27 protein-coding genes and 1 pseudogene are annotated in these 25,326 nt (G+C 63.3%); 15 read left to right on the forward strand and 13 right to left on the reverse strand.

Annotated elements, in window-relative coordinates:
• Nucleotides 1-186 precede the first annotated feature (186 nt).
• The 4 genes from leuS to ABCW42_RS10560 all read left to right on the forward strand — a co-directional run bounded on the left by leuS (nucleotide 187) and on the right by ABCW42_RS10560 (nucleotide 6,564).
• On the forward strand, nucleotides 187-2,715 hold the full coding sequence (gene leuS / locus ABCW42_RS10545; protein WP_423184863.1) for a leucine--tRNA ligase: 2,529 nt from the start codon (nucleotides 187-189) through the stop codon (nucleotides 2,713-2,715).
• A 57-nt stretch (nucleotides 2,716-2,772) separates the two neighbouring features.
• Nucleotides 2,773-3,795: a DegV family protein gene (locus ABCW42_RS10550; RefSeq protein ID WP_423181213.1), complete on the forward strand. Its 1,023-nt coding sequence runs from the start codon at nucleotides 2,773-2,775 to the stop codon at nucleotides 3,793-3,795.
• A gap of 111 nt (nucleotides 3,796-3,906) precedes the next feature.
• Complete coding sequence (locus ABCW42_RS10555; protein WP_423181214.1) at nucleotides 3,907-4,800, forward strand: helix-hairpin-helix domain-containing protein; 894 nt, start codon at nucleotides 3,907-3,909, stop codon at nucleotides 4,798-4,800.
• 18 nt (nucleotides 4,801-4,818) lie between these two features.
• The gene (locus ABCW42_RS10560) at nucleotides 4,819-6,564 is read left to right on the forward strand and encodes a ComEC/Rec2 family competence protein (protein ID WP_423181215.1); all 1,746 of its coding nucleotides are present in this window, start codon (nucleotides 4,819-4,821) and stop codon (nucleotides 6,562-6,564) included.
• Nucleotides 6,565-6,599: 35 nt separating this feature from the next.
• Here the strand turns inward: ABCW42_RS10560 and ABCW42_RS10565 are convergent, their stop codons facing one another.
• Nucleotides 6,600-6,755 carry a hypothetical protein gene (locus ABCW42_RS10565; RefSeq protein ID WP_423181216.1) on the reverse strand — a complete coding sequence of 52 codons (156 nt, stop codon included), beginning with the start codon at nucleotides 6,753-6,755 and terminating at the stop codon, nucleotides 6,600-6,602.
• Nucleotides 6,752-7,039 (reverse strand): hypothetical protein, encoded by a 288-nt coding sequence (locus tag ABCW42_RS10570; RefSeq protein ID WP_423181217.1) that lies wholly within the window; start codon nucleotides 7,037-7,039, stop codon nucleotides 6,752-6,754. The genes ABCW42_RS10565 and ABCW42_RS10570 overlap by 4 nt, the downstream gene beginning before the upstream one ends.
• A gap of 386 nt (nucleotides 7,040-7,425) precedes the next feature.
• Here ABCW42_RS10570 and ABCW42_RS10575 point away from each other — a divergent pair.
• The 3 genes and pseudogenes from ABCW42_RS10575 to ABCW42_RS10585 all read left to right on the forward strand — a co-directional run.
• Nucleotides 7,426-7,482 (forward strand): annotated as a pseudogene (locus ABCW42_RS10575) (hypothetical protein); the annotation flags it as partial.
• Nucleotides 7,483-7,502: 20 nt separating this feature from the next.
• Nucleotides 7,503-8,237 (forward strand): hypothetical protein, encoded by a 735-nt coding sequence (locus ABCW42_RS10580; protein ID WP_423184972.1) that lies wholly within the window; start codon nucleotides 7,503-7,505, stop codon nucleotides 8,235-8,237.
• Between the two features lie 34 nt (nucleotides 8,238-8,271).
• Nucleotides 8,272-8,631, forward strand: a complete 360-nt coding sequence (locus ABCW42_RS10585) for a hypothetical protein (RefSeq protein ID WP_423181218.1) — start codon at nucleotides 8,272-8,274, stop codon at nucleotides 8,629-8,631.
• Between the two features lie 116 nt (nucleotides 8,632-8,747).
• Here the strand turns inward: ABCW42_RS10585 and ABCW42_RS10590 are convergent, their stop codons facing one another.
• The 4 genes from ABCW42_RS10590 to ABCW42_RS10605 form a co-directional block, all read right to left on the reverse strand.
• A complete protein-coding gene (locus tag ABCW42_RS10590) occupies nucleotides 8,748-9,389 on the reverse strand; it encodes a hypothetical protein (protein WP_423181219.1) in 642 nt (213 codons plus the stop codon).
• Between the two features lie 572 nt (nucleotides 9,390-9,961).
• A complete protein-coding gene (locus tag ABCW42_RS10595; protein WP_423181220.1) occupies nucleotides 9,962-10,180 on the reverse strand; it encodes a DUF2283 domain-containing protein in 219 nt (72 codons plus the stop codon).
• 1,176 nt (nucleotides 10,181-11,356) lie between these two features.
• On the reverse strand, nucleotides 11,357-11,689 hold the full coding sequence (locus ABCW42_RS10600) for a hypothetical protein (protein WP_423181221.1): 333 nt from the start codon (nucleotides 11,687-11,689) through the stop codon (nucleotides 11,357-11,359).
• Nucleotides 11,690-11,774: 85 nt separating this feature from the next.
• On the reverse strand, nucleotides 11,775-12,158 hold the full coding sequence (locus ABCW42_RS10605; RefSeq protein WP_423181222.1) for a hypothetical protein: 384 nt from the start codon (nucleotides 12,156-12,158) through the stop codon (nucleotides 11,775-11,777).
• Between the two features lie 452 nt (nucleotides 12,159-12,610).
• Here ABCW42_RS10605 and ABCW42_RS10610 point away from each other — a divergent pair, with 452 nt between their 5' ends.
• Together ABCW42_RS10610 and ABCW42_RS10615 are read left to right on the forward strand one after the other, a co-directional pair.
• Nucleotides 12,611-12,979, forward strand: coding sequence for a hypothetical protein (locus ABCW42_RS10610; protein WP_423181223.1), 369 nt, complete (start codon nucleotides 12,611-12,613; stop codon nucleotides 12,977-12,979).
• Nucleotides 12,976-13,257: a putative quinol monooxygenase gene (locus tag ABCW42_RS10615; RefSeq protein WP_423181224.1), complete on the forward strand. Its 282-nt coding sequence runs from the start codon at nucleotides 12,976-12,978 to the stop codon at nucleotides 13,255-13,257. The genes ABCW42_RS10610 and ABCW42_RS10615 overlap by 4 nt, the downstream gene beginning before the upstream one ends.
• A 479-nt stretch (nucleotides 13,258-13,736) precedes the next feature.
• Here ABCW42_RS10615 and ABCW42_RS10620 read toward each other — a convergent pair whose 3' ends face one another.
• Together ABCW42_RS10620 and ABCW42_RS10625 are read right to left on the reverse strand one after the other, a co-directional pair.
• On the reverse strand, nucleotides 13,737-15,317 hold the full coding sequence (locus tag ABCW42_RS10620) for a molybdopterin-dependent oxidoreductase (RefSeq protein ID WP_423181225.1): 1,581 nt from the start codon (nucleotides 15,315-15,317) through the stop codon (nucleotides 13,737-13,739).
• Nucleotides 15,318-15,551: 234 nt separating this feature from the next.
• Nucleotides 15,552-16,226 carry a fasciclin domain-containing protein gene (locus ABCW42_RS10625; protein WP_423181226.1) on the reverse strand — a complete coding sequence of 225 codons (675 nt, stop codon included), beginning with the start codon at nucleotides 16,224-16,226 and terminating at the stop codon, nucleotides 15,552-15,554.
• A 654-nt stretch (nucleotides 16,227-16,880) separates the two neighbouring features.
• Between ABCW42_RS10625 and ABCW42_RS10630 the strand changes: the two genes are divergently transcribed.
• Nucleotides 16,881-17,606: an ANTAR domain-containing protein gene (locus tag ABCW42_RS10630; RefSeq protein ID WP_423181227.1), complete on the forward strand. Its 726-nt coding sequence runs from the start codon at nucleotides 16,881-16,883 to the stop codon at nucleotides 17,604-17,606.
• A gap of 366 nt (nucleotides 17,607-17,972) precedes the next feature.
• Here ABCW42_RS10630 and ABCW42_RS10635 read toward each other — a convergent pair whose 3' ends face one another.
• Nucleotides 17,973-18,674, reverse strand: coding sequence for a TetR/AcrR family transcriptional regulator C-terminal domain-containing protein (locus tag ABCW42_RS10635; protein ID WP_423181228.1), 702 nt, complete (start codon nucleotides 18,672-18,674; stop codon nucleotides 17,973-17,975).
• A gap of 279 nt (nucleotides 18,675-18,953) precedes the next feature.
• Between ABCW42_RS10635 and ABCW42_RS10640 the strand changes: the two genes are divergently transcribed.
• From ABCW42_RS10640 to ABCW42_RS10655, 4 genes are all read left to right on the forward strand, one after another.
• Nucleotides 18,954-19,205 carry a hypothetical protein gene (locus ABCW42_RS10640; protein WP_423181229.1) on the forward strand — a complete coding sequence of 84 codons (252 nt, stop codon included), beginning with the start codon at nucleotides 18,954-18,956 and terminating at the stop codon, nucleotides 19,203-19,205.
• A 326-nt stretch (nucleotides 19,206-19,531) separates the two neighbouring features.
• Nucleotides 19,532-20,119 (forward strand): molybdopterin-dependent oxidoreductase, encoded by a 588-nt coding sequence (locus tag ABCW42_RS10645; protein WP_423181230.1) that lies wholly within the window; start codon nucleotides 19,532-19,534, stop codon nucleotides 20,117-20,119.
• Nucleotides 20,070-20,867, forward strand: coding sequence for a ferredoxin reductase (locus tag ABCW42_RS10650; protein ID WP_423181231.1), 798 nt, complete (start codon nucleotides 20,070-20,072; stop codon nucleotides 20,865-20,867). Before ABCW42_RS10645 ends, ABCW42_RS10650 begins: the two co-directional genes overlap by 50 nt.
• On the forward strand, nucleotides 20,864-21,196 hold the full coding sequence (locus ABCW42_RS10655; RefSeq protein WP_423181232.1) for a DUF6510 family protein: 333 nt from the start codon (nucleotides 20,864-20,866) through the stop codon (nucleotides 21,194-21,196). The genes ABCW42_RS10650 and ABCW42_RS10655 overlap by 4 nt, the downstream gene beginning before the upstream one ends.
• A gap of 31 nt (nucleotides 21,197-21,227) precedes the next feature.
• Here the strand turns inward: ABCW42_RS10655 and ABCW42_RS10660 are convergent, their stop codons facing one another.
• Nucleotides 21,228-21,521 carry a hypothetical protein gene (locus ABCW42_RS10660; RefSeq protein WP_423181233.1) on the reverse strand — a complete coding sequence of 98 codons (294 nt, stop codon included), beginning with the start codon at nucleotides 21,519-21,521 and terminating at the stop codon, nucleotides 21,228-21,230.
• Between the two features lie 197 nt (nucleotides 21,522-21,718).
• On the reverse strand, nucleotides 21,719-22,633 hold the full coding sequence (locus ABCW42_RS10665; RefSeq protein ID WP_423181234.1) for a LysM peptidoglycan-binding domain-containing protein: 915 nt from the start codon (nucleotides 22,631-22,633) through the stop codon (nucleotides 21,719-21,721).
• Between the two features lie 473 nt (nucleotides 22,634-23,106).
• Here ABCW42_RS10665 and ABCW42_RS10670 point away from each other — a divergent pair, with 473 nt between their 5' ends.
• Entirely contained in the window at nucleotides 23,107-23,913 is an 807-nt protein-coding gene (locus ABCW42_RS10670; RefSeq protein WP_423184864.1) for a nuclease-related domain-containing protein, read from the forward strand.
• Between the two features lie 147 nt (nucleotides 23,914-24,060).
• Here the strand turns inward: ABCW42_RS10670 and ABCW42_RS10675 are convergent, their stop codons facing one another.
• Together ABCW42_RS10675 and ABCW42_RS10680 are read right to left on the reverse strand one after the other, a co-directional pair.
• Complete coding sequence (locus ABCW42_RS10675) at nucleotides 24,061-24,447, reverse strand: hypothetical protein (protein WP_423181235.1); 387 nt, start codon at nucleotides 24,445-24,447, stop codon at nucleotides 24,061-24,063.
• A 264-nt stretch (nucleotides 24,448-24,711) separates the two neighbouring features.
• Complete coding sequence (locus tag ABCW42_RS10680; protein ID WP_423181236.1) at nucleotides 24,712-25,179, reverse strand: hypothetical protein; 468 nt, start codon at nucleotides 25,177-25,179, stop codon at nucleotides 24,712-24,714.
• Nucleotides 25,180-25,326: the final 147 nt, after the last annotated feature.

The following is a 25,326-nucleotide window of genomic DNA, read 5'->3' on the forward strand; positions in this document are numbered from 1 at the left end:
TGTGGTGCGCTAGAGTAGGTTTATGCGTGCGATCCTTCTGCTTAGCTAGCCGCCCGGTTTTATCGATAGGTTCTATCGAACACCGAGCGGCCGCCCCTCCTTGCCGAGGGGCTTTTGTGTGTCCGGGACTTTCCGGAACCTGCGGCAGGAGGCAAAACCGTGATGGAAGAACAGAAGAGGGCAGCAGTGAGCGTTCAGCCGGAGACAGACACCGGAGCACAGTCAACCGTGGCAGGTGAAACGCCCGAGGAGGGCGTCTACAGCTTTGCGGCGATGGAGGCCAAATGGCCACAGGTCTGGGAAGACCTCAAAGTCTTCACTCCTCTCGACGACGGATCGCGCGAACGGCGCTACGTCCTGGACATGTTCCCCTATCCGTCCGGCGACCTCCACATGGGCCATGCGGAGGCCTTCGCGATGGGCGACGTCGTTGCACGGTACCTGCGCCAGAAGGGCTTCGACGTCCTGCACCCGATCGGCTGGGACTCCTTCGGCCTGCCCGCTGAGAACGCGGCCATCAAGCGGAATGCCCACCCGAGCGAATGGACCTACGCGAACATCGACACCCAGGCGGCGTCGTTCAAGCGCTACGCCATCTCCGCGGACTGGTCCCGCCGCCTGCACACCTCGGACCCGGAGTACTACCGGTGGACGCAGTGGCTGTTCAAGCGCTTCTACGAGCGGGGACTGGCCTACCGCAAGGATTCCCCGGTCAACTGGTGCCCGAAGGACCTGACCGTCCTCGCGAACGAGCAAGTGGTCAACGGCGCTTGCGAACGCTGTGGAACCCCGGTGACCAAGAAGTCCCTGAACCAGTGGTACTTCAAAATCACGGAGTACGCCGACCGCCTGCTGGACGACATGTCCGAACTCCAGGGACATTGGCCCGAGCGGGTACTCGCAATGCAGCGCAACTGGATCGGCCGCTCCGAAGGCGCCCACGTGCGGTTCCGCATCGAAGCCACGGACACCAGGGCCGAACGCGAGGTCACCGTGTTCACTACCCGCCCCGACACCCTGTACGGTGCGACGTTCTTCGTTGTAGCCGCGGACGCCCACTTGGCCCTCGACCTTGTCACGCCAGAACACCATGATGACCTGATGGCCTACCGCGAACGGGTCAAGGCCCTCTCGGACATCGAGCGCCAGTCCACCGAACGCGAGAAGACCGGCGTCTTCACCGGCCGCTATGCCATCAACCCGCTCAACGGGGAAAGGCTTCCTGTCTGGGCGGCCGACTACGTGCTCGCCGACTACGGCACCGGCGCCATCATGGCTGTCCCTGCCCACGACCAGCGCGACCTCGATTTCGCACGCGCTTTCGACCTTCCAGTGCGTGCCGTGCTCAACACCGGCGGGGAGGACCCGGCAGAAACCGGCGTCGCGACCGCCGGCGAAGGCACGCTCATGAACTCCGGCGATCTGGACGGACTGTCCAAGGCCGAGGCCATCCCGGCTGCCATTGAGATCCTCGAGAAGCTCGGAACAGGGGAGAAGTTCGTCAACTTCCGCCTGCGCGACTGGCTCCTGAGCCGTCAGAGGTTCTGGGGTACCCCGATCCCCATCATCCATTGCGCGGAGTGCGGCGAGGTTCCCGTGCCCGACAATCAGCTGCCGGTCACGCTTCCCGAAAACCTGCGTGGCGAAGCATTGTCGCCGAGGGGGACCTCCCCGCTCGCTGCGGCCGCGGAATGGGTCAACGTGGAGTGCCCCAACTGCGGAAGAGCTGCCCAGCGCGACACGGACACGATGGACACCTTCGTTGACTCCTCGTGGTATTTCCTGCGTTTCGTTTCCCCGCACTACACGGAAGGTCCGTTCGATCCGGCAACGATCAACGACTGGATGCCGGTAGGCCAGTACGTCGGCGGCGTGGAGCACGCCATCCTGCACCTGCTGTACGCACGCTTCTTCACCAAGGTCATCCACGACATGGGTCTCCTTGAAGCCGATGAGCCTTTCAGCGCCCTGCTCAACCAGGGACAGGTCCTCAACGGCGGCAAGGCCATGAGCAAATCGCTTGGCAACGGCGTGGACCTCGGCGAGCAACTGGACAAGTTCGGCGTGGACGCCGTCCGCCTCACGATGGTCTTCGCTTCGCCGCCGGAAGACGACGTCGACTGGGCGGACGTCTCGCCGTCGGGCTCCGCGAAGTTCCTCGCCCGGGCGTGGCGCCTCGGCCAGGACGTCGCGAGCGAACCCGGCGTCGACGCAGCCACGGGCGACCGCGCCCTTCGCACGGTCACACACCGCACCATCGCCGACGCCGTCGAGCTTCTTGACAACAACAAGTTCAACGTCGTCGTGGCCAAGCTGATGGAGTTGGTCAACGCCACCCGCAAAGCCATCGATTCGGGTGCGGGAGGCGAGGATCCAGCAGTCCGCGAAGCGGCCGAGGCCGTGGCTGTCATCCTGAGCCTCTTCGCTCCGTACACGGCCGAGGACATGTGGAACCAGTTGGGGCACCCGGCCTCGGTAGCCAACGCAGGTTGGCCGGCACACGATCCGTCACTCCTTGTCCAGGACACGGTGACGGCCGTCGTGCAGGTCCAAGGCAAGGTGCGCGACCGGCTGGAAGTCTCGCCGGATGTCAGCGAAGAAGCATTGCGCGAACTCGCCCTGGCCAGCGAGAATGTCCAGCGGGCGCTCGATGGCCGCGGGATCCGCACGGTGATCGTTCGCGCACCTAAACTGGTCAACATCGTTCCCGCGTAGCCGGGAATCCGGCCGCCGGCACCCGCCGGCGGCCGGCCAGCAGCCCAGGAGGCACCGTTGACGGATCGCGAACCACCAGCCTGGCTGTGGCTCAGGGACCGTTTATCGCGCCTCCGCCAGCCCACGACGCCGGCACGCGGCAATGCGGAACCGCTCCCGATCGTGGTGCGCACCGCCGTCGTTACCGATTCGGCGGCCGCCCTTCCGTCCGATTGGGTCAAGCCGTTCGTGGCTGACGGACGGCTCGCCATCGTACCGATGCCGGTCATGGTGGGCGAAGAGATTTACGGCGAAGGCGAAGACGACATCACCGAAACCCTCTCGTTGGCTCTGGCCGCCGGAGCTTCGGTCAAAACGTCCAGGCCGTCCCCGGGCCAGTTCGAGCAGGCATATCTCGCAGCCCACCGGCGCGGTTTCGAGTCAATTGTCTCCCTACATATTTCTGGAGGCCTGTCCGGGACGGCAGACGCCGCCAGGCTGGCCGCCCAGCGCGTATCCATTCCCGTCGAAGTTGTCGACTCACGCACCGTCGGGATGGCGCTCGGCATGGGCGTGCAGACAGCGCTCCTCGCCGCAGGAGCGGGCCTGGCGGCATCGGACGTCAAAGCCCTCGCGGAAGAGAGGCTGGCGGGCACGAAGGTCTATTTCTATGTTCCCAGCCTGGAGCAGCTCCGGCGTGGAGGACGGATAGGCGCAGCCGCATCACTTCTCGGCGCGATGCTGTCAATCAAGCCGATCCTGGCGGTCGACGATGGAAAGATCGTTCCGCTGGAAAAAGTTCGCTCGGCGGCCCGGGCCATCGCGCGTCTCGAAGAAATCGTCGCGGCAGACGTCAATTCGCGTCCCGCCGGCGAGGCGCGGCTCGCTGTCCACCACTTCGGAAACGTGGACGAGGCCGAGAAGCTCGCATCACGGCTGACAGAGGACTGCAGTACATGCCCGGCGGTCCAACTCAGCGCGCTTCCCGCCGTGCTGGCCGCACACGCGGGACTGGGAGTCCTTGCAGTGGTCGTCGGCGCAGGTGAGCAAGCCACGCCGGAAGACCCGTCGGCTCCGGAATACTGGTCTCCGGACTACTAAATCGGCGCATAGTCGACCCGTCGATTGGATCCAATGGCGGGCGTCGCGATGTTGTCCACATACGGCAGGAGAGGCCTGCCCATCACCTTGGGGCGGTTCTAGGCTCGGGATATGCCACGCAGAAAGGGTGCCGTCTCGGCCTACGACGCCGCCCAAGCTGCACGGAATCGCTTCGCTGCCCGCCTCGGGGTCGATGTCGGCGTCCCGGCGCTGCTGCCCTTGCCCGTCCATGCCGGAAAAACCCTGGCAGAACCTCGGCACTACGGCCCGGAGACGGAACCATCCGTCGATGACCCCGACGCGATTGTCGCGGAGCCGCAGCGTCCCCTAAGGGTCCGGTGGCGTACGCCGTGGCGTGTCGCGGCAATCCTCGCAATTCCTTGCCTCGCACTGCTGGCTTGGTTTGGCTGGAAGGCCTTCGCAGCGCAGCCGGCCTCCGAGCCCTTGGTCAGGAGCTCGTTGGCTGGCCGCGCCGCCAGTGCGACGGCGAACGCGACTGCAGCAGGACCAACTGGATCGGAAGGTGGTCAACAAGTCCTGGTCCATATCGCTGGCGCCGTCAAGAATCCCGGGGTCGTCAAGCTCGCCGCCGGGTCCCGCATTTCCGACGCGATCGAGGCCGCGGGAGGACCGCTGCCGGGCGCTGAGATCGATACTTTGAACCTTGCGGCCGTGCTGGAAGACGCCAGCAAGATCCATGTGCCGAGGGCAGGCGAAGCCGTCCCCGCGCCCACCACAGGGAGCACTACCGGGCACGGCGGCCCAAGCGACGTCACCGCGGGCGGAAGCAAGGCAGGCGGAGCGGGTTCCGGTACCAAACTCAACCTCAACACTGCTACCGCCGAAGAACTCGACGCATTACCGAAAGTCGGGCCTGTCCTGGCTAAGCGGATTGTCGAATGGCGACAAGAGCACGGTCCGTTCGCGGCCGTGGAGGATCTTGATGCTGTGGACGGCGTGGGTCCCAAAATGATGGAAACCTTGCTTCCCTTGGTGACGGTCTGACGTGGTTGGACATCGGCCATGAGCGCACATCACCGGCGGGAACCCGACCATCCCGCGAGCAGATCCCTGTTGACCGTCGGCCTTGATCGGAGCCGCGTCGATTTGCGGCTTGTCCCATCGGCGATGTTCACGTGGACTGTGTCCGCGGTTTCGGCGTTCCTTCCTGCATCGTGGAGCATGGTCCTCAGCGTCTCAATGGGCCTCGCAGCTGGCGTTTTACTTTTTGTCCAGCGCAAACTCGTTGTTCGGGGAGGCGCTGTTTTTCAACGCGGTGTGCTGTCCGACCAGGGGAAATCGCGAAAATCCTTGCAGGATGGCTTCTCCCGCATTCCGCGTTCCCGCCGCAGGACGCTTCCTGCCACCTTCGCGATGGCGTGTTTGATGGCCGCTTCAGTTGCCGCCCATGCCGCGGCTGATTCGAGGCCACGCGAACACGGAGCGGTTGCCAAAGCTGTGGAATCCCGTGGCCCGGTTGTCATCCACGCGATCATCACCGGTGAGCCCCGCGAGTTGGCGCCCGATTCACCGGGACCAGGCCGATGGGCCGTTGAAGCGGAGATTATCGACCTGGCTGCAAACGGCATGCTCAACCGGTCCAGGACAAAAATACTGGTCACAGGAGGTGACGGCTGGGGCCAAGTGGTGCCTGGCCAAGTAATCAGGACCGCGGGAAAACTGAAACCGGCGTGGCCGGGCCAAGTCGAGGCCGGAGTGCTTGCGGCATCAACGGGACCCCTTCCTCCCGATCTTCAACGCCGCCACGAAGCGGAACAAGACAACCCGGTAAACCCTGCTTGGTTAAAGGAGCAATTCAGCGCCGCCGCCCAGTGGTTGAGCGGTGACGCTGCCGGCCTGATGCCGGGGATGGTCACTGGCGACACCTCACGCCTGGATGAGAGCCTTGAAACGGCCATGAAGACCACCGGCACCACGCATCTTAATGCTGTCAGTGGTTCGAACTGCAGCCTGATTTTCGGTGGTTTGGTGCTGCTCGCGAGGCAATTGCGGCTTCCGCGGGCCTTGGCCGCGGCAGGGGCCCTTGCAGGGCTCGGGGTCTTCGTGGTGATGGTCGGCCCCGATGCGAGCGTCCTCAGAGCGGCAACAATGGGTGCCATCGGGCTTGCATCCTTGAGTGCCGGCAGGCGTGGCCGAAGCCTTGGCTTCCTTTCCATGGCGATCACCTCACTGCTCATCCTGGATCCTTCGCTTGGGATTAACGTGGGCTTCCTCTTATCAGTCCTGGCGACCCTGGGGATCATCCTGCTGGCACGGCCGATCGCTTCCTGGGCGCCGGCATGGGTACCACCCTGGCTGTCCACGGCCTTTGCGGTGCCCTTGGCAGCCCAACTCCTCTGCGGCCCGGTCATCGTTGCCCTGCAGCCCACGTTCTCGACCTACGCCCTGATCACCAATGTGGTAGTTGCCCCGTTCGTCGCACCTGTCACGATCCTCGGTACCATCGCGCTTCCATTGGTCCCCGTGCTGCCGTGGCTGGCAGCTGGTCCGCTGGCCGTAGCCGGGGCAAGCGCGGGAATTGTTGCCGCCGTCGCGAGGTTCTTCGCCGCCCTTCCCGGCTCAGCCCTGCCATGGCCCGAGGGCGCTACGGGAATCGTCACCATGACCCTGACCTCGGCCATCACAGCCGGACTGGTTTGGACGGCATTCCACCCCGACCGGGTCCGCGGATCCGTCGTCGCAATGCATGGGCGGATTGTCCTTCTGATAGCGGCGACCGAAACAACCAGGCGCCGGCGAAGAGTATGACTCCCGCGCCTTGGATCCTGAACCGACCGGGGATCTCAAACCACCGACGTGATGGCAAGAACTACCACGGCGTCCCTGGCTGCAGGCACCAGAAATGAGAGGCGCGTGGTAATCCGCCATCGGTACCCGGCCATCGGCTGAATCGGCAGGTACGGCGAATCTGCCGGCGGAACAACCTTGATTGGCGTCACGTTCCTGTCCTTGGGATTTCCTCCCCTGAGGGCCAGGTCGTATATCCCAAGGCCCTTTCCTTCCGGTATTTGGGCATGGCCATGAAAGCCGCACCGGCTATGACTGCGAGTTCAAGAAACAAGAGTGCGGCGAAAGAGTAAAAGAGCCACTGCGGAAACCAGGTGCTGTTCGCCGAGAACGCTCCGACAGCGAAGAACGGCAGTGTCCCGTACAGGACCCAGGTCGTATAGAAGGTGACGATCCGGAATGTCCTGCCGCCGGCTGCACCGGCATGGACGACCACTGCGCCCGCGGTATCACCCGCACGGCATCGCAATTCTCCGTGCCATGGCCGGCCTGCTCCATTGTCATTTTACTCCGCGAATCGGGGCTGGATGTCCGGGCTCAAATCTATCGCCTCGACTTTCAGGCAGCTGGGACCCTTAGTCTGCCTTTCGCGAGAGATCTCTCGGACGCCGAGCGAAACGTAGTTTCCTCTCGGCGGGATGCCTTTCACGGGGAAAATGCCCAGAAGGCCGCACCCTTTGACGGGCCGGGGAGCATGTACAGCGCCTGTTTGCATTCTTCACTTCACGACTTGACGCGGACCCGTGTAAATCCGCGGCCGCGGGTTTACGATCAGCGAAGGTCTCGTTTCGTCGGGCCGCCGTGTCGAAAATCGGAAGGGAGATGGACGTGAACGCACCCGCAGGCTGGTACCCGGCCCCCTTCAATGCGCCGTATCTGCGCTACTGGGACGGAATGCAATGGACCAGCCTCAGGGTCATCCGGGGCTCAGGCGCAGGAACACCGGCTGGACGATCGTCGGATTCAGCGCCCTTGGACTCGTGGTGTTCTTCGTGGTTGTCGGATCGATCGGTGCCGCCCTCAACTCCACAGGTTCCGGGACAGCCGCCGGGCCAACGCAGGGGAGCGCAGTGTCAGCAGCCCCGTCCGCGGCGCAAGCCCGGCCCACACCGCCCCCGGCTCCGGCGGTCGCGACCCAGACCCTCACCGGCGCGGGCGACGACGTGCAGAACATCGACCTGAAAGGCCATCCCGCGATTGTCGCATTCTCCTGCCCGGGATGCTCAGCGAACACCGTGCTGAAAACCAACGGCGAGGACTCGCTGCTCGTCAACGCTATCGGCCCCTGCACGGGCCGCCACATTATCGACACCCGCTCAACGTCGAACACGACCCAGCTCATCGTGAACGCCAACGCGCCCTGGACGATCACCGTGTCGGATGTGTCCACGGTCAAGAAATCCTCTGGCCCGGTCAGCGGGCACGGGGACGAAGTCATCTACATCGCCGACAAAACCTCGAAGGCGGCGATCGCGAACACGGGCCAGAGCAACTTCGCCGTGACCGTCTACACGGATCCGTTTCCTGACCTGGCCGTGAACGAGATCGGCTCCTACAAAGGCACCGTCGCGCTGGCCGGCCCGACGTTCGTCCAGGTCGAATCCGACGGCGATTGGTCCATCACACCCCAATAGGTCTTACGTGGCATCGCGGGAGAGGCTTGGCACAATGGCAATCCGATACCTTCCTGCTGTCGCAGTGGTGGCAGCCCTCCTGATGGCCTCAAGCGGATACGCGCCGCCGCAGAATGAGGTGCAGGCAACTTCTACGCCTACGGGTCCGGCTGTGGCCTACTCACTTCTCACCCATTGCGGCATCTCCGAAGCGAGGGTGGGGCAGACGTATTTCTTTGCCGACAAGCCGCTGGACGACGGCAACGGCAATACACCTTCGGGCTGGGGCAATACGTACCAGGAGGTCACCATGACTGTCGAGGGTCAGAACGCGGTCTTCCGTGACGACCGCGGCCACAACGTCACCGTCAATGCATGGCCCGGAGCCACGGGTTTCCCTCGAGCCTGCTCCTGAGCGCAGCCCACGCGACGGAATCAATGACCTGCCTTCTCGCACTGGCCATGGTTCCGCAAGACCTGACGCGGAGCCACGATACGGTACCTGCAGTGTCGGTGGCGGTGGCGGCCTGGTTAAACCGATGACCGTGGATCTTCCAGCGTCCGGATCGCTTTTTCGTTTGCTTTGACCCCTGCTGGTTGTAGACCAATTAATCCGAGAGATTGGATCCGCCACGTCAGTGATCGGTCTGGGCCTTCATTGAGCAAGGTGGTCTCGAGTTGATAACTTGTCATGCCGAAGTGCCGGCGTTGCAGCAACGTCGTCGGTCCGACCGATCCACGAGGTACCAAAGCCACTTCGACGGGAGCTATGACGCCCTTCCAAATTGAGATTCCGCTTGCTGAGATCAAAATGATCGGGTTTGCGAGGGCGATCGAAACAGGCTCCCCGTTTGCCGAATAGGGCGTAAGTGCACGCAGAAACGTCGAGTCTACTCTCGCGATGAAAGCAGTCCCGTTGTGAGCCAACGGCAGCCGCATGACGAGGCGTCGGGCACGAAGCTTCATGACTGAGAATGTCCATGTCACGAGTACCATGAGGCAACTCGTCCAGAGGGCAACTGTCGAGAAGATGAGTAGGTTTTGGCTCGCCCGATCAGGATTTGCAGCAGTTTGCGCGAGAATCCTGAGGGCTGCAGCGAGCGTCAGGAAGAGGCCGAGCGGTGAAAGGCGTAGCCAGGAACGGCGTCCGCTTCGTTGTCGAGTTTCACTCATCTGCTATCTCATTCCCCAATTGGGGCGGTTCGGCCAGTCATTGAATGAAGTCGCCCATGCCACCCTGTCTGCTGCAAACCCTAGCGCGCCGGCAACCCGTGGAAGCAATTTCACGTGCTTTGCCGCACTTCGGACGTCCGCTCCAACCGGAGCAGTCACCGCGGCCAGCACGGGTAATCGACAGGAAATGGACTCCGCTCGGCGACGCAATCAATCACGGTGCCGGCGTCGCCCAAGGCCATGCTGGTTAGGTCGCCGATTGCGCCCCCAAGAGCCCATCCATCCACCGACAAAGGCTCCTGCCCCAGGGGCTAACAAGGCGGCTGCACTCAGGCCAAGGCTCACATCCTGGCCATCCGTGCTATTCGCCCAGCTGCGGAATTACGCAAAGAGGTTGTCCGTGTGGAGTCCGCGCGCGCCGGGGCCAAGCGGGTCGGGCGACTTTAGCGGGTCGCCAGCGACCTAGCCATAGGGCGAGCGGGTGAGCGCTGCGAGCGGGTCGGTCGAAATGAACTGGCTGGTCGTTGGGTCGTAGTAGCTGGCGCGGAGGTAGTAGAGGCCGGTGTCGGAAGTCAGCACTTTGCCTCGTCCAACACATCCTCTGTCAGCATTCTGCTCGCGTCCATGATCTCAATGCCAATGAGCCGACCGTTGGCGACGAAGTCGAGATTGATCATCCCTCGGACTTCGACAGGATCACACAGATACGTCCTGGCGACGCCACCCGCGCGGATCTCATCTGCAAGGTAGATATAGGCCGCATCGGCTTCGGAGTCGAATTTGATTTTCATTGTGACGCCGCTTCAGGTTTTGAATGTAGTTCGGGGATCGGTAATCGCGGGGCGCCGAACCCGCGGCCCAGCGCCAAGGGCCAAATTGGAGCGACGAGTTTGGGGAAAAATGGAGGCCCAAAACCGCGCTTCCAACAGAATCAGGGTCATTTCAGGGGAAACTTGCCGCCCACGATGATCCTTCGTGTTCCGCTCTTTTGCGAAGTTCAAGGCAGGACGCTGGAGAAGACTCGACAGTCTCGAGGTCTCGTTCAAGGGCTGAAAGAGCAGTCCGGACAATTTCGATCTGCAAGACTTTTGCTGTGGTGGCCGACACGTCAGGCTTGTAAACCGTGAGCTCCTTATCGTCTACGGGCTGCAGGACGGCATATTCGGCGGCATCGTAGACTTGTCGGGCTGCCCAGGCGGCCTCCTGGGGGTCGTTCTTGATCCACGTTCTGCCCGTAGCCCGACTCGAAGACCCACTCTCCCTCAAAATCAGTAGGAGCCATCGACGCAGCAAGTTTTCGGGCCTGTGCCGGAACGCCGACTGACTGCGCATAGCGCTCGAAGAGGGGGAAGAGCCGTTGGGCGCCTGCCGCGGCGAAAGCAGACTTCTCCCAACGGTCCAAAGGCTCCAGCCTCGCCAACAAGGCGGATTCGTCATAATTTCGCATTTCAGCGTCGACTCCCTCCACCTCGAAACCACCGGGTTACTTTGCCCTCTCCGTCGCAAGCTTGGCCGTATTCGCGCAGGGCTCACTTTCAAGCGTCCAAGTTCGTAAGCGTCACCACGTATCAGTCGTCACCCGTAATCTCGTTCACGTCGATCGAATCTGGTTGAAGTCTGTGAAGATGTTGAACTCGACTTCCAATAGAGGCAACCTACCTCACGTTTATTCGTACGATGGCTTCGGGTTCAAGCCCTCTCAACTGCCAGCCTACGTATGCTCCCGGAGTGCGATTCGAGCTACTGTCGGCATATCCAACGGACGCACCTGCCGACTCCTTGAATACTGCCATCGGAGCCTCATGCCGATCAAAGCCCGCCTTCGTCGGAAGGCCCGAGTTCTCCATGTTCGCGGCACGCCTTGCCGCGGCCCCAGCAGGGTCGTAGGTGATACAGAAGCTGTTCCCGCATGCATCACGCATATGTTCAGCACCAGCCCTGTATCCTGAGATGGGCAGCCCGCGCCGTTACGGAATTCGGTCGTCATACTGGACCGGGTAGCCGAGCTCTTTCGCGGCGTCGAGGACATCGAACGGCCACTGGGTCAGAAACGCCCAGGGCATGATCTCCTCGGCGAGGAAATTCACCCGTCCCCAGGGATCCAATGTGTGCATACGGCCCGGGTAGACGGCCCGAATGACCGAACGCTCGAGGCGCCAGGGACCGAAGCAGCGTGAGAGCCAACGGAATCTCATCCGGAATTCAAGGTGGGATGGCTCGATGGTGAGCACGACCCAGGGACCCAGGATCCGGGGCATGACGCCTGGTCTTACCAAGCCGCCATTGAGCACTTTCGTCATTCGGTCACTTTCAAATAACGCTCGTTTAATCCAGTATCCTTCCTGGAATCCATGGCAGCGGGACTACAGAGATCAAAACGCGCGGTCATCGGATCGGATCGTCGTACCGGACCGGGTAGCCGAGCTCTTCCGCCGCTCCCAGGACACCCTCCGGCCATTGAGCCATGAAGATCCAGGGCATGTTCTCTTCGGCGAGGAAGTTGATCCTGACCCACAGGAAGACGGGGTGCGTACCGCCCGGATAAACGGCCCGGACGGCGGAACGCTCGAGCCGCCAAGGGCCGAAGTGGCGTGCCCACCATCGGGACCGGGGCCGAAATTCAAGCGCTGAGGCGCTCATGGTGAGGATGGCCCACGGTCCTTCGATCCTGAACCGGCCGGGGATCGCAAAGCCGCCCCTGAATTCGTATTCGATCGGGCTACCCTCGGATCTCTGTCGGTCTGTCCCGGTGACGTCTTGCCCGCTCATTTAGCCGGTCCCCTCAGAGGCCATCGAACATGAGGATCAGAACGAGATTGGCGGCAAAGAACAATAAGATCGCGGCCACGACGAGAATGGTCGGGGCCACCACGATCACGGCGGTGAGAGGAATACATCCAACCCTCAACTAGCTTCAGCATTTCGACTCCATCAGAAGACCAAAAAGAACCAACCGAACAGCACACATGCTGACTCCCCGGATATTCGATGTACCCCAGTGCGAGACCGGACCCGACGCCGGGTCCAGGGTGATAATCGGACCTGGGCACCGTCTTTGACAAGAGCAAGCAGTACCCGTCTTTTCGGGCTGGTGGTCCGCAGAGGAGCCCGAAGATCAAATGAACACAAGAAGTGCAGGGATTTTGACGGTCACGCGGACTCTATGACAATTGGCAGCGAACCGGCTTGACGGCGCAGTCATCCCGGGAGAGGGTTGGCGCATGGCAACCCGGTGCGTTTATGTCATCGCCGCGGCGGCAGCGGTAATGTCGGCTTTGAGTGGATGCTCGGAGCGTGCGGCCCTGAACAACGCTGTCCCATCGACTCCGACATCCACCGTTTCCGCTGTCCCTTTCACCCTGCTCACGCACTGCGGCATTCATGAGGTCAGGGTGGAAGACACTTTCTACGTGGCCGACCAGCCGTTGGACGACGGCAATGGTAATCCTCCTACAGGATGGGGCAACCCAGTCCAGCAGGGCACCATGACAGTGAAGGGCGGAACGGCAGTTTTCCGCGACGACATCGGCCATACTGTGGCCTTCCATGAACGGCCAGGGGCCACAAGCTTCCTTCGAACGTGCTCGTGACGATCGAAGTTCACCTCAGCGGGCAGCTTGTCTGCGTCGACATGGACGAGGTGGTGTCCTTCGTCCGGCACCTCCCCATCCACATCGCCTTGACGCGCGCCGAGGCCGGGTGCATTTTCTTCAATGTGACCCGCACCGGGTATCCGCTCCTGTGGCAGGTCGATGAGCGGTTCCACGACGACGAGGCCTTCTATGCCCACCAGGACGGGGCAGCGAACAGTGATTGGGGCCGGGCCACTGCCATGATAGAGCGCCGCTACACGGTCGAAGGTCTCTGAGCTTTTGAGCATCGTCCGCGGTCCCTGTCCTGTCTTATCCCACCAGGCAGCGACAGCCGTGACGGGGCAACAGCCGAAAGCCGGCTCGGTCATCATCCGGGAAGGGGGAAATACAGAACGGGATATTTGTAGCGGGGTGAACGGCGCGGGCGTCGAAAGAGACCGCGGCAGAAACCTGCCTACGTCGAACTAGGTGTGCCGGCTGCGGCGACGGTCCTCGTCGTCTTTCTGGCTTTGCGACGCTGAACCGCGGTTCTGTCGGGCATGATGCCACTACACCTGTGGTTCGCTGCACGCGACCGGCCGGGTGGTGCCGCCTGCGGCTTCTGTCGAATACCCGGTCATCAAGATGGATTCGGACGACCCGTCCGGTCAGTCCTGGATGGACGCCTCTTTGGCGCCAGTGGGGGCACCAGCCCTCATCGATAATGCCTCTCGGGGTCTTCGCTGGGTGCGGGTCCTCGTGCATAGCTGGACGGTTACTGCACCGTGACCATCACTGACTGCCAGCCGGAGGCTCCATCGGGCACCGGATCTGCGCGTTGGCCGGTCTGGACTTGCCCGGTGCCGTCGGTGGCCCTGACCTTGATGTAGTGCGGGCCGGGCGTGGCTTCCCATTCGTAGGACCATTGCCTCCAGGTGAGGGTGGAGGCCTCGGTGGAGAGCGCGGCGTCGGCCCACGGGCCGTCGTCGATCTGTATTTCCACTTTGGTGATGCCCCGTGTCTGGGCCCATGCCGTACCGCCGACGGCGACTTTCCCGGCGGGTATTTTCGCGAAGGACCTGGGCACTTCCACGCGGGCCATGGTTTTGATGGGGCCGTGCTCGGACCAGCCGCGGTTGGTCCAGTACGCTTTTTTGTCGGCGAACCGGGTAACTTCCAAATCCACCACCCACTTGGTGGCGGAGACGAACCCGTAGAGACCCGGTACGACCATCCGGACGGGGTAGCCGTGCTCGAGCGGCAGCGGTTCCCCGTTCATGCCGATGGCCAGCATCGCGTCCCGGCCGTCCTGCAAGACTTGAAGGGGAGTGGAGGCGCTGAAACCGTCGATGGAGGTGGAGAGCACCATGTCTGCACCGTTTGTCGGTTTCGCCCGGGCAAGGACGTCGCGGAGGGGAAGGCCAAGCCATCTGGCGTTTCCGGCGAGGTTACCGCCAACCGGGTTGGATACACACGTCAAGGTGACATGCGCTTCGATCAGGCTGGCGTCCAGCAGGTCCTGGAAGGTGAGGATTACCTCCTGCTCCACCAGCCCGTGGACGCGCAGCTTCCAGTCGTTGACGTTGATTTCCGGGACGCTCAAAGCGGTGTCGATCCGGTAGAACGCGTTATTGGGCGTCAGCCACGGCGTTACGCCCGGCACGGGTGACTGGACTCCGGCCGGCACCGGTGCTGCAGCCCGTGCCGGCGACGGCAGGCGCAGCGCTTCCCGTGCCTTGGCGACATTGCTGCGCGCGGCGCTGAGCAGCCGCCCGCCCGCGGCGGTGACCCCGGCCGCCGCTGCCGTGATACCGGCAGCAGTAATGAACCGGCGGCGGCTGGTCCTCCGGGCCTCGTCGTCGCCGTCGGGGTCTATGCCAGCGGGAGCTTCCGGCGAGGCCTTCAGCGCCCACAACGGCACCATGAGGCTGCGCAGGACCACGATGCCGGCGCTGGTTCCCAGCACCGAAGGGACGGCGTCGGTAGCCCCCACCCCGGCCCGGGTCACGACGCAAGCCACAATCACTGCGCCCATGAACAGCACGCCCAGCACGCCCAGCGCCCATCTCCGGTAGGCAGTCACGCCCAGGACACAGGCCAGCACCGCGATGGTCACGCCCATGCCTGCAAACAGCGCAGCCTTGTCGTTCGTGCCGAACGTGGCGACCGCGAAATCCTTCAGCCAGGGCGGCGTGAAGTCGATGAAAGTCGACCCCAGAGCGAACAGCGGGGTCGCCCTGGCTGTGAAGAATGCGCCGATCAGTTCCGCAACAGAAAGCACGACGGCGGCTGACACCACGCCTGCCAGGGCGGCCATACTGTCGGGGCCTTTGGACCAGGTTCCAGGCTTTGTCATGTTGATGATTCGGAGCCGCCGGGCGCACGGACTGACGGGACGGACGAGAAAAACCCGTCGCCCTGTTGGACCAGGCATTCCAAACCGCGTGGCGGCGAAAGAATCCTTTAAAAGCCCTCAGGGCCTGAGCGCGGTGCAGTACCGTGCTCAGGCCCTGAGGGCTTTTATTGGTCCGGTCAGTTTTTCGGGTTGACCAGCAACTGTCTTCCGCGTCGCTACGGGGTAGGGGCCCGGTTACTTGGGCATGAGGACAGAGTCGACTAGGTAGACGGTCGCGTTCTTGGTCTTCACCCCGCCGCAGATGACATTGGCGTTGTCTACCTTGAGGTTGTCGCCGCTGCCCGTGACAGTGACGGTGCCGCCTTCCACGGTGGTGTGGGCGCCGGCGATCTTGTCCGGTGTGATCTGGCCGGGTACCACGTGGTAGGTAAGGATCTTGCTCAGGAGCGCGTCGTCGGTCTTAAGGGTTGCAATAGTGGCCGGGTCGACCTTCTTGAAGGCGTCGTCAACCGGTGCGAAGACGGTGAATTCACCGCCGTTGAGGGTGTCGACCAGGTTGACCTTGGGGTTGAGCTTGCCGGACACCGCCGCCGTGAGCGTAGTCAGGAGCGGGTTGTTGGACGCCGCGACGGCCACCGGGTCCAGAGCCATGCCTGCCACCGACCCTGCGCCGGTGGGAACCTGCTGGGCGTAGGCGGCGCAGCCTGGACCGACCAAATTCGCCGCAGGGTCCATGCTGCCGGACGACGCGCTGGCCGGGCTGCTTGATGACATGGTCGGTGCCGGACTGGAAGCAGCGGGCGCGGAGGAATTGGAGCTGGTGGCTGATCCGCCACACGCAGTCAGGCTGAGCAGTGCGGCGACGGCAACGCCTGCGAACGTCATGGTCGGGCGCTTGAATGTCTGCATCTGAATTCTCCTTGAGTAGTTGGTACTTCACAGGACCGGATCAGGGGCTCACTTTCGTAGGTTCTTCGCCACCCGTTCCGGCGCCTCACCCCCTATTCGGCTCAGGCAAGGAGGTGGATGGGTCAAGGGCGATAGAAGTTTCACGGGCCGTACGCTGTTCGGAGTAGGCGCACCTCGCGCCTACTCCGCCTCCGGTCATGGCACTCATGGAGATAAGGCGGTTTTCGGGGATCGAAACCGGCCGACGTGGCCGGTGAGTTTGCCTGGTACACCTCATCTAATATCCGAACAACTCCGGGCACTGAATCGGCGTGCCCATCCTTCCGTCCATTGCGACGTCGTCGTACCGGTACCCGGAAGGCAGACCCCAGACCCCGCCAGCCATATCCGACGTGCAGGCGAACCAAGTCAAGAAACGTATGAGGTCACCGGCGTTGGTGCTGGAGTACTCCCGATGGACCATCCGGCGGATGGCGATCCGGCGAAAATCCTCCGTTGACGGCCTCGAGAGACCACAGTTCTTGAAGCCCTCGTCGACCCAGGCCATCACGTTCCCGCGGCGGATTCCTTCCTATAGTGAAGGTCACGGCCCCGTTCCGTACCTTGTGGCCCGGGGGTCGTGACGCCGAGGCTGACCGCTTCTAGGATGGTGTTGTGAACGCGGATGAGCACAACGAGGATTTCCAGCGATTGCACCGGCTGATCGCGGGGGCCGGCGACGTGAAGGGGTTCCTCGAAGGCATCATCCGCTACGGTTCGACCACGCTGAGCCGCATGACCGGGACTTGGGTCGAGTGCGCGGTGACGTTGCACCGGCGCGGGTTCAGTGCCACCATCGCGGGCAGCAGCGACACTGTGAGCCTGCATGACGGCATCGAACAGGCTTTGGGCGAGGGTCCCTGGCGGGAAGCACTTTCCACCGGCAAACCGGTCCTCCTTGCCGACACCGACGCGGACGATCGCTGGCCGGAACTGTCCACGAGCCTTGCCGGGGCCGGTGTCCGCAGTGTGCTGGGCGTTCCATTGGACTTGGAGGAGGACGCCTCAGCGGTCTTGAGCTTCCTAGCGGAAGAGGCGGGGTTGTTTAACCCCGACATCGTCAGTGAGGCGACGGTCTTCGCGGACATGGCAGCCCAGGCCCTGCGCCTGGCCGTGCGCATCGCGGCCGCCGATACGCTCATCGATGACCTGAAAAGCGTGATGGAAAACAGGATGGCCATTGACGTGGCAACCGGAATCATCATGCAGCAAAACAGCTGCAGCCGGCACGAAGCGGTCGAAATGCTCCGCAAAGCCTCCCAAAACCGCCACCGGAAGCTCCGCGACGTCGCCGAAGACATTCTTCACCACCGGACCGAAGTCAACGAACCAGCATCCTGACCCCTTCCGAGGCACCTTCATTGCGCCCGGTGGAGTCGGCCAGGCCAATACGCAAAGACGAGCATCGGCCCTGCCGCCTGGAACCGGCGCGGGGGCAGTCACCCCCGGCCGTCCACCCCGACGTGGAATCTTCTGCGGAATTCGGGAAATCAGATCCGGAACCAGGAGGACCAACCCTATGGCGTCCGCAGGAACCGCAAGGGTCAGGGGCCAGGAGGCGATCGAGTTCCCAGGGATGTCCGCATAGGGCGGGAGGCCGTCGTCGGGAGCGTCCACCTCGACACAATCGACCCGGGGCCGCCAGCGGGCCGCGTTAGCCCTGAAACCGGCACGCCCAAGGGAGCTGCCGGGCCGGGTCAGTGAGCCTCAGGTGTAGGCTTCGGTGGTGTCCGCGAGCTGATGGCCGAGTCCGGCGAGCAGGATGTCCAGGCCTTGGTCGAGTTCCTGTTCGCCGTCGTAGTCGAGCAGCTCGGGGGCGAGGCGGCGCAGGTGGGGGAATTCGCGCAGGGGAAGGCGATGGAGCCCGAGCCGCAGCAGTGCTTCGTTTTCGTCCGGGTCCGCGATCAGTTCCTGGAGCTCGTTGAGGATGTGGCCATAGAGGAAGCCGTAGAAGGCACGGTAGACGTGCAGGGCGTCACCGGGTGCGAACCCTGCCCGGATCAGGATCTTCAGGATCTGCTCCAGCGGACGGAGCGTCCCGGCCGGGCGCAGGCCCAGCGGGGTGGACAACGGTCCTGTCACGAGCAACGGCACGACGTTCGGGTGGCGCAGGCAGACGCGGCGCATTTCGTGGGCCATCCGGCGCAGCTGGGCCTGCCAGTGTGTGTCGTCCTCGAAGACTTCCACTTCCTCCAGGACGAGTTCGGCGACACCGGCGAGAAGTTCCTTCCGGTTGGCCGCGTGCCGGTACACCGACATCGGATCACGGCCCAGCGCCTGCCCGAGCCGACGCATGGTCAAGGCCTCCAAGCCGTGCTCGTCCACGAGGTCCAGCGCAGCGCCCAACACCATGGAGCGGTTCAGCCGGCCGCCATTGGGACCGGGTGTGGCCGTCGTTGACAGTTCCATGTCGCAGCTCCTCGCGGTATCCCAGTAAAAACCCTTGCGCCGGATACGCTGTATGTCTACAGTGTAGATAGGAGATCGATCCGACGGGATATAACTACAGTGCAGCCGCGGAGGACGGATTTTCACCGCTTAGCGGAACCGTTGGCGGGGTTCTGCATCGCATGGACCCTGCCGCCATTTTCGGCACGAAACCCCGTTGCGCCCTGATCTGCGGGGGCGTACCACTGCACGACCAGCCAGCCTGGGCAGTTGCAGCACCCTTCCACGGAAAGGCCACCCATGGCCGTTTCACACTTAGGCCGTTTCCTCGCCGAAGCCACCATTCCCGACCCCGATCGCTGCCTGGGCGAATCCCAGCTGTACGGGCTGTACCTGAGCTGGTGCTTCCTGAACCTGTGCGACCCGGTTTCCGAGGCCGCATTCCAAAAGGGCATGGCCCGGCACGGCATCCGCCCCTGGGCGCCGGGCCTGTGGAGGACCGGGCCAGCGGCGACAGACTACATTCTCCACAGCTGCCCCCTCCTGCCCTGACCATTCTTGCCCTCTTCCCTGCGCTGCGTGTTAATTGCCAACGTCGCGGGTGCAGCAAAGACTCGCTATAGTCTGCGGGCTTTACGAAATGGCAGCCGTTGTGCTCGGTAGCCTCCAAGGTGACCGTGTCGACGGCGAAGAACCAGCGCTGCGACCGCAACCGAGGAGTGAGTCGGCGTCGGCGAAGTATCCGCACGGATCCGGACGCGTTCATCCAGAAACCCGGTCAGTCACTCGACCGGTGTTCTGGACCGCGCCCCGGGGTTGTCCTATGGTTAGGGCATCAACGGTCGTTGGCCGGTTGGGCTCCACTGCGGAGGTGCTTCATGGGTATCGTTTCTTCCGGTTTTCATGGACGGGGTTCCGGGAATACCGCACTGCCTCCGGGGCAGCATGAAACGCGGGACTTTCCCGTTTTGACGGCCGGGCCGGCGCCGTTGATCCCGCTCGCGGAGTGGGAGTTCTTCATCGCGGAGAATGGCCGGCGGCTGTCGTGGTCCTGGGATGACTTCATGGCCCTGCCCCAGGATGAGATCACCAAGGACATTCACTGCGTAACCAGCTGGTCAAAACTGGGAACGGTGTGGCGTGGGGTGTCGTTGGATACGCTTTTCGACGGCATGGAGACCACGAGCGGGTTCGCCATTGCCCATTCCTACGGCGGCTACACCACCAATATTCCGGTCCGAGATCTCCTGGGGTCCAAGGCGTGGGTGGCCTGGGAGTTCAATGGCGGACCCCTGGAGCGCGCCCACGGCGGCCCGGCACGGCTTTTGGTGCCGCACCTGTATTTCTGGAAGAGCGCCAAATGGATTCACGGCCTGGAACTGACAGGTGCCGAGGTACCGGGCTTCTGGGAATCGAATGGCTACCACCTTCATGGCGATCCTTGGCGCGAGGAACGCTACTCGTGAGGGACATTCCTTGAGCACGGTATGGCGTGTTGCCGATGTGGTCGGCGGAGACTTCGAGAACGCCACGGCCCGGACCGTCAGGTTGCGGGTGGATGGCCTCTCGGGGCATCTTGCCGGTCAGCACATTGACATCCGCCTTACCGCCGAGGACGGATACACCGCCGTCCGCTCCTACTCGGTCGCGTCGGCGGACATGAACGGGCATCTGGACATCACCGTCGATGAACTGCCCGACGGCGAAGTGTCGCCGTATCTTGTCAGGGACCTTGCGGTCGGGGACAAGCTGGAAATCCGGGGCCCGGTGGGCGGATGGTTTGTTTGGCGGCCGGGCAACATGAACCCGGTGCAGCTGATCGGAGGAGGATCCGGCGTGGTGCCGCTGATGTCGACGATCCGCGCCCACCAGTCCTCCGGCAATGACTCACCGTTCAGGCTGCTCTATTCCCTCAAGTCACCCGAGGCAGCGCTTTACCGCGACGAGCTGCACCGCCTGGAGCGGGAATCAGCCAAGCTGATGATCGAGTACGTCTACACGCGTTCGACGCCGGAGGGCTGGCCTACCGGGCCGGCCCGCCTGACCTCGGAGACCCTGTTGGGCAAGATCTTTCCGCCCGGGGAGAATCCGGACGTGTTTGTCTGCGGGCAGACAGTTTTCGTGGAGACCGTCGCGGACTGGCTGGTAGGGGCCGGTTATTCATCTGAATCGATCAGGACCGAACGGTTCGGCGGAACGGGAGGTACCCGGTGAACGGCCCCGATAACTTTGCCGTCCCGGATCCCGGGAACCGGGACATCGCGGCGGCACCCCACGACCCGGTCCTGCATGTGGACGGGAACGCCGCGGCCGGTGCGCTGTCCGAAGTGTTCCGCATCGACATCGTCGCCGCGCTCGGCCGCTGCAGGCATTGCGGCTCGGTGAAGGCTGTTGGCGAGGCCATGGTCTTCATCGACGCACCGGGCATCGTCGTGCGCTGCCGGGACTGCCAGGGAGTTCTGCTGCGGCTGGTGGAAACCCCGACACGGTACTGGCTGGATCTGAGCGGCCTGAGCTACCTCGAGATCGACCGCGAAGATTAGACCGGGAGCACCGGTCCGGTCCCCGGGACGATCAGGCTTCCGGTCCTGCCGTCTGGAAGTTGTGGACGTCGAAGTAGGACATCTCCGGCGGTTGGATGCCGAGCTCCGCGGTGACAGGGCCGAGCGTATTCTGGTAAAACTCATCGGCTTGCTCACGGGTCTGCCACACGTCGACGATCCGGGCCCCGTCCTCGGTGGCCGCGACCCAGTGGAACAACCCTCCGGCGGCCCCGGGGCCGCGCGGTGCGAGTCCGATGCGCTCCACGACTTTGTCGTAGTCTTCGAGTTTGCCTCCGGAGAAATCCATGATTACTGCAATGGCCATGACAGACCTCCAATGGATACCGCGGCCGGTGAATCCGACTGACAAGTGGCACGGTACGCCGGGCCACATAACCGGTCAATATACCGACCGGGGCGCGAGCATGGTTCCAATGACGCTTCGGACCTACCTGGCCGGAACGAGCCATGTGGCAGCCCGGGCCGTGTCCGCTCCATCCGCAACAGATGAGCCGACAGGGCTTACTTGTGCATGGGCATGTTCAAGGCAAGGCTGATGGTCTGGCCCGGCACGAACTCTCCGGAGGCTGTGTCGGCAAATGCGTACCAGACCGGGTCGACCCCTGCGAGGGGGCGGTTGGCCGATCTGAGGTCGCTCACGCCGAAACGGAACGAAACCCGGCTTTCGGTATCCCCAGGGGCGGTCGTATAGGTCGCCGGGATCCCGTCTGCATCGACCGTAAAGGTGCCTTGGGCGCCGTCGATCTTCAGATCGCCCGGGATCAGTCTCAACCTGACGCCTGCAGGGATCGGCTGGCCTGCTGCAAGGGACGGGTTGTACTGCAGCAGCTGGTCCGTGGTGGACCGGAATTTGTAGCCGAGACTGTCGAAGGAGTCACCGTCGACAGTCGTGTAAAAGACAGCCTGGCCGAAAGAATTGGTCACAATTTTTCCCGTGCCGGACCGGCTGTCTACCGGATTCTTTTGCAGCTGGATATGGTTCCCGGCACGGACAAAGTAGGTGTTGCCCTTCTCGTACGCGTAAGGGACCTTGTTCGCTTCGGCCAACTGCTCCTCGGTGATTCCGAACCGGTACGTGATCCCGCCGAGCGTGTCGTTGGCTTCAATGAGGTAGCTGGTCGGGATGCCGTCCGCGTCGAGAGTTGCCGTTCCCCGTGCCCCGGGAACCGGCCCGGCAGCGGGGATGAGGCGAAGCTTCGTCTGCGGAGCCAGCCCGGTCCCCGACTGCAGTCCGTTGAATTGCGCAAGGTCTGCTTCGGTGATGCCGAACGCGTCCGCCACCGTGACAATGGTGTCTCCCGGGACGGTCGTGTAGTAATCCACGTTGCCAAACGAATCCACAATGGTCGGACCCGCCAGGGAAAGCTTTCCGGTCCCGGCCGATGCCGTGCCCGCCGCGGCCGCGGCAGGCGTCACCGTCCGAGTGGACGCCGGGCCGTCCGTGCACCCCGCCAATCCCGCTGACAACACCACGGCCAGGACCGCGACGAGACGGCCTGTTGACCGGCGATTCCCGTACCTTGAACCCAAACCCGCCCCGACCATGACATACCCCCATCGCTCCGACGGCGGAGCGTCTGTCCGAATAAACCAAAACCGAGCATAAAGGACGAATGTTTACCTCAGCCAACCGGGAGAGGCGTGAGCCTGTTCCGTTGATGAGCGGGGTATCGCCCAGCATCAAACCAGTGCACGTTGCCCATCGGATGGAGTGCAGGGCGTTGACGGTACTTCCGCCTGATCAGAAGCGAAGGAGCGCGGCACACCCGGATATCGCGTGCCATGGGTGAGGATGGAGCCATGGCACAGCGCATCCGCGGTCTAACAGTGGTGATTCATCAACGGACTGGGTCGGTTTCGAGGATCCACCCCATGAGCTCATGAAGCAGATGAGGCTCCGGTTTGCGGGAGTGTGCCGGCTGTGCGGCATCTCGCTTCCGGCCGGGACGGAAGCGATCTATGAGAGCGGGACGAAGAGTGTCCGGTGCCTGGAGTGCCCGGGTGTCACGGAGGCCCAGCCTCGCAATGCGGAACCAAGCGTCCAGCAGCCGTTGGCCAGGGAGTCCGGAGTTGCCGGCTCATCCGCCCGGCGTGAATACGAGCGCCGCAAGGCGAAGGACGAGGAAAGGCTACGCAGGAAATGGGGCCGGCTCGGCGGCCTCGCAGTTGCCCTGTCTGATGAGCGCCAAAGCACCAAGGCCTGGGACCGAGGCGCGATCGGTGAGGAACGTCTCGGCGTCGTGCTTGATGCCCTTGCCTCTGAGGGCTTAGCCGTCCTTCACGACCGACGGATCCCCGGTACGAAAGCCAGCATCGACCACGTCGCCATCACGCCCGCCGGTATCTGGGTGATCGACGCCAAGCGGTACAAGGGAAGGCCCGAGCTGAAAATCGAAGGCGGCATCCTCCGTCCGCGCGTCGAGAAACTCCTGGTCGGCAAGCGTGATTGCACGAAACTGGTCGATGGAGTGCTCAAGCAGGTCGACGTCGTGCGCGAGGTGACCGGCGATGTACCGGTCACCGGGGCGCTGTGTTTCATCGACGCCGACTGGCCGCTGATCGGGGGTGCCTTCCCGACCCGTGGCGTACAGGTGCTCTGGCCAAAACGGCTGGCCAAAGCACTGGTGGAACAAGCCGGCGACGTTGATGTGGCGTCGACGCGTGACCTGGTGGCCGGCAGGTTTCGGCCTGCGTGATGCCGGTAATCGATGCTCGAACATGTTCGAAAACACGGCAGGACCGCTATCCGGGACCGTTATTCAGGGCCGGCAGCCTTGACCTGCAGTTTATGGAGCGGTTTGATGTGTCTGGTCGATGCGCGGGATGACCGGCAGAGGGCAAACTCAACGGGCATCGTGCGCCGCATGCTGCGGTGCCGGGAAGAACGTCCGGACAGGCAGGAGGAGGCCTGTCAGCGACAGGACGATGAAGAAGATTTGGTGGATGTGGTCTGTGCCGGGCGGGAGATTTCCCAAGAGGTGGACCAGCCAGAACACGGGGTAGAACCAAAGTGCGTACCACGCCCACCGTTCGGTTCGCCGGTACGGAACCAGGACGATCAATGCACCGAAGAAGCCAAACCCGATCGAAGCGAGACCGTCCGCACGATACAGGGCGGCGTCTTCACCGCTCGGAACCACAACGGCCACGACACCAAAAAAGAGGATGGCCAGGCTGACGATCGCCAGGCAGACCCAGCTGATCCGCATCATCGGCTGGACAGCGCGCACGAAGTCACCCTATACCGTGTTTCCCTTGAGAGGCCCGGGCCTGTCGTTCCGAGGGCAAACGTCAAAACGCCGGCCCGGAGGGTCTGGTGTTTGGTCTTGTCCAGCATCATCACATGGAACTTAGGCGGGGCCGGTCCGCGCGGCGAAGTGACAAGGGAATGGGCCACCCACCACGTCGAGGATCATGCGTCCGTAAGTTGTCCGTAAGGCGAGTCCATCCACGCGCATGCCGTTCATCGGCCTCATTGTTTGGCCCAATCGACGTCATGCTGCTCTGGACCGCGGGACTGATGGGTCCCCATAGTTGACGCCGATCGACCGGCCCCGTGCGAAGTGGCCGTTGGCGATTTCGTTGAGTTCGCGGTTGCTCTTCCCAGGGTTGGCCAGCCGGATCCACTCGGAGTCCCACTCCTGCATGTCCCGGATGCGGCGGACGTGTTTGGCAGCGCGCATCTTGTCAGCGAAATCATCAACGACGGCGGCCGGGCCGGCCGGTTGCATGACCGGTCGGCGCTGGGGCGGGGGAGCTGGCTTTGGAGCGCCCACCTTGGGCGGACGCGGCGGGGCAGCAGCGACGCGGACCAGTACAACGGTCAGCGCGACCACACCGAGAGCGATCAGAATAACCCACCAGTACTGGATGAGGAGTACGAGCACGATGAGGGCGAATAGCGGGCCGCACCCGAGGGCACCGGCGCCCGCGCTACGTGAGCGACGACGTTTGCTTGCCATGATGCAGGATCCCACCTGGCGCAGACAATGGGAATGGGCAGAAGCGTGTGAGGGCCCGGCGGCTTGGTTCCATGCGCCGCTTCCCGGACGCGAGCCTCGGCATGCTGGTTCAGATCCGCCGAATCTTCCGACCCACCTCCAAGCTAC

It is taken from the genome of Arthrobacter sp. NyZ413, assembly GCF_049390645.1.
GTDB lineage: Bacteria > Actinomycetota > Actinomycetes > Actinomycetales > Micrococcaceae > Arthrobacter.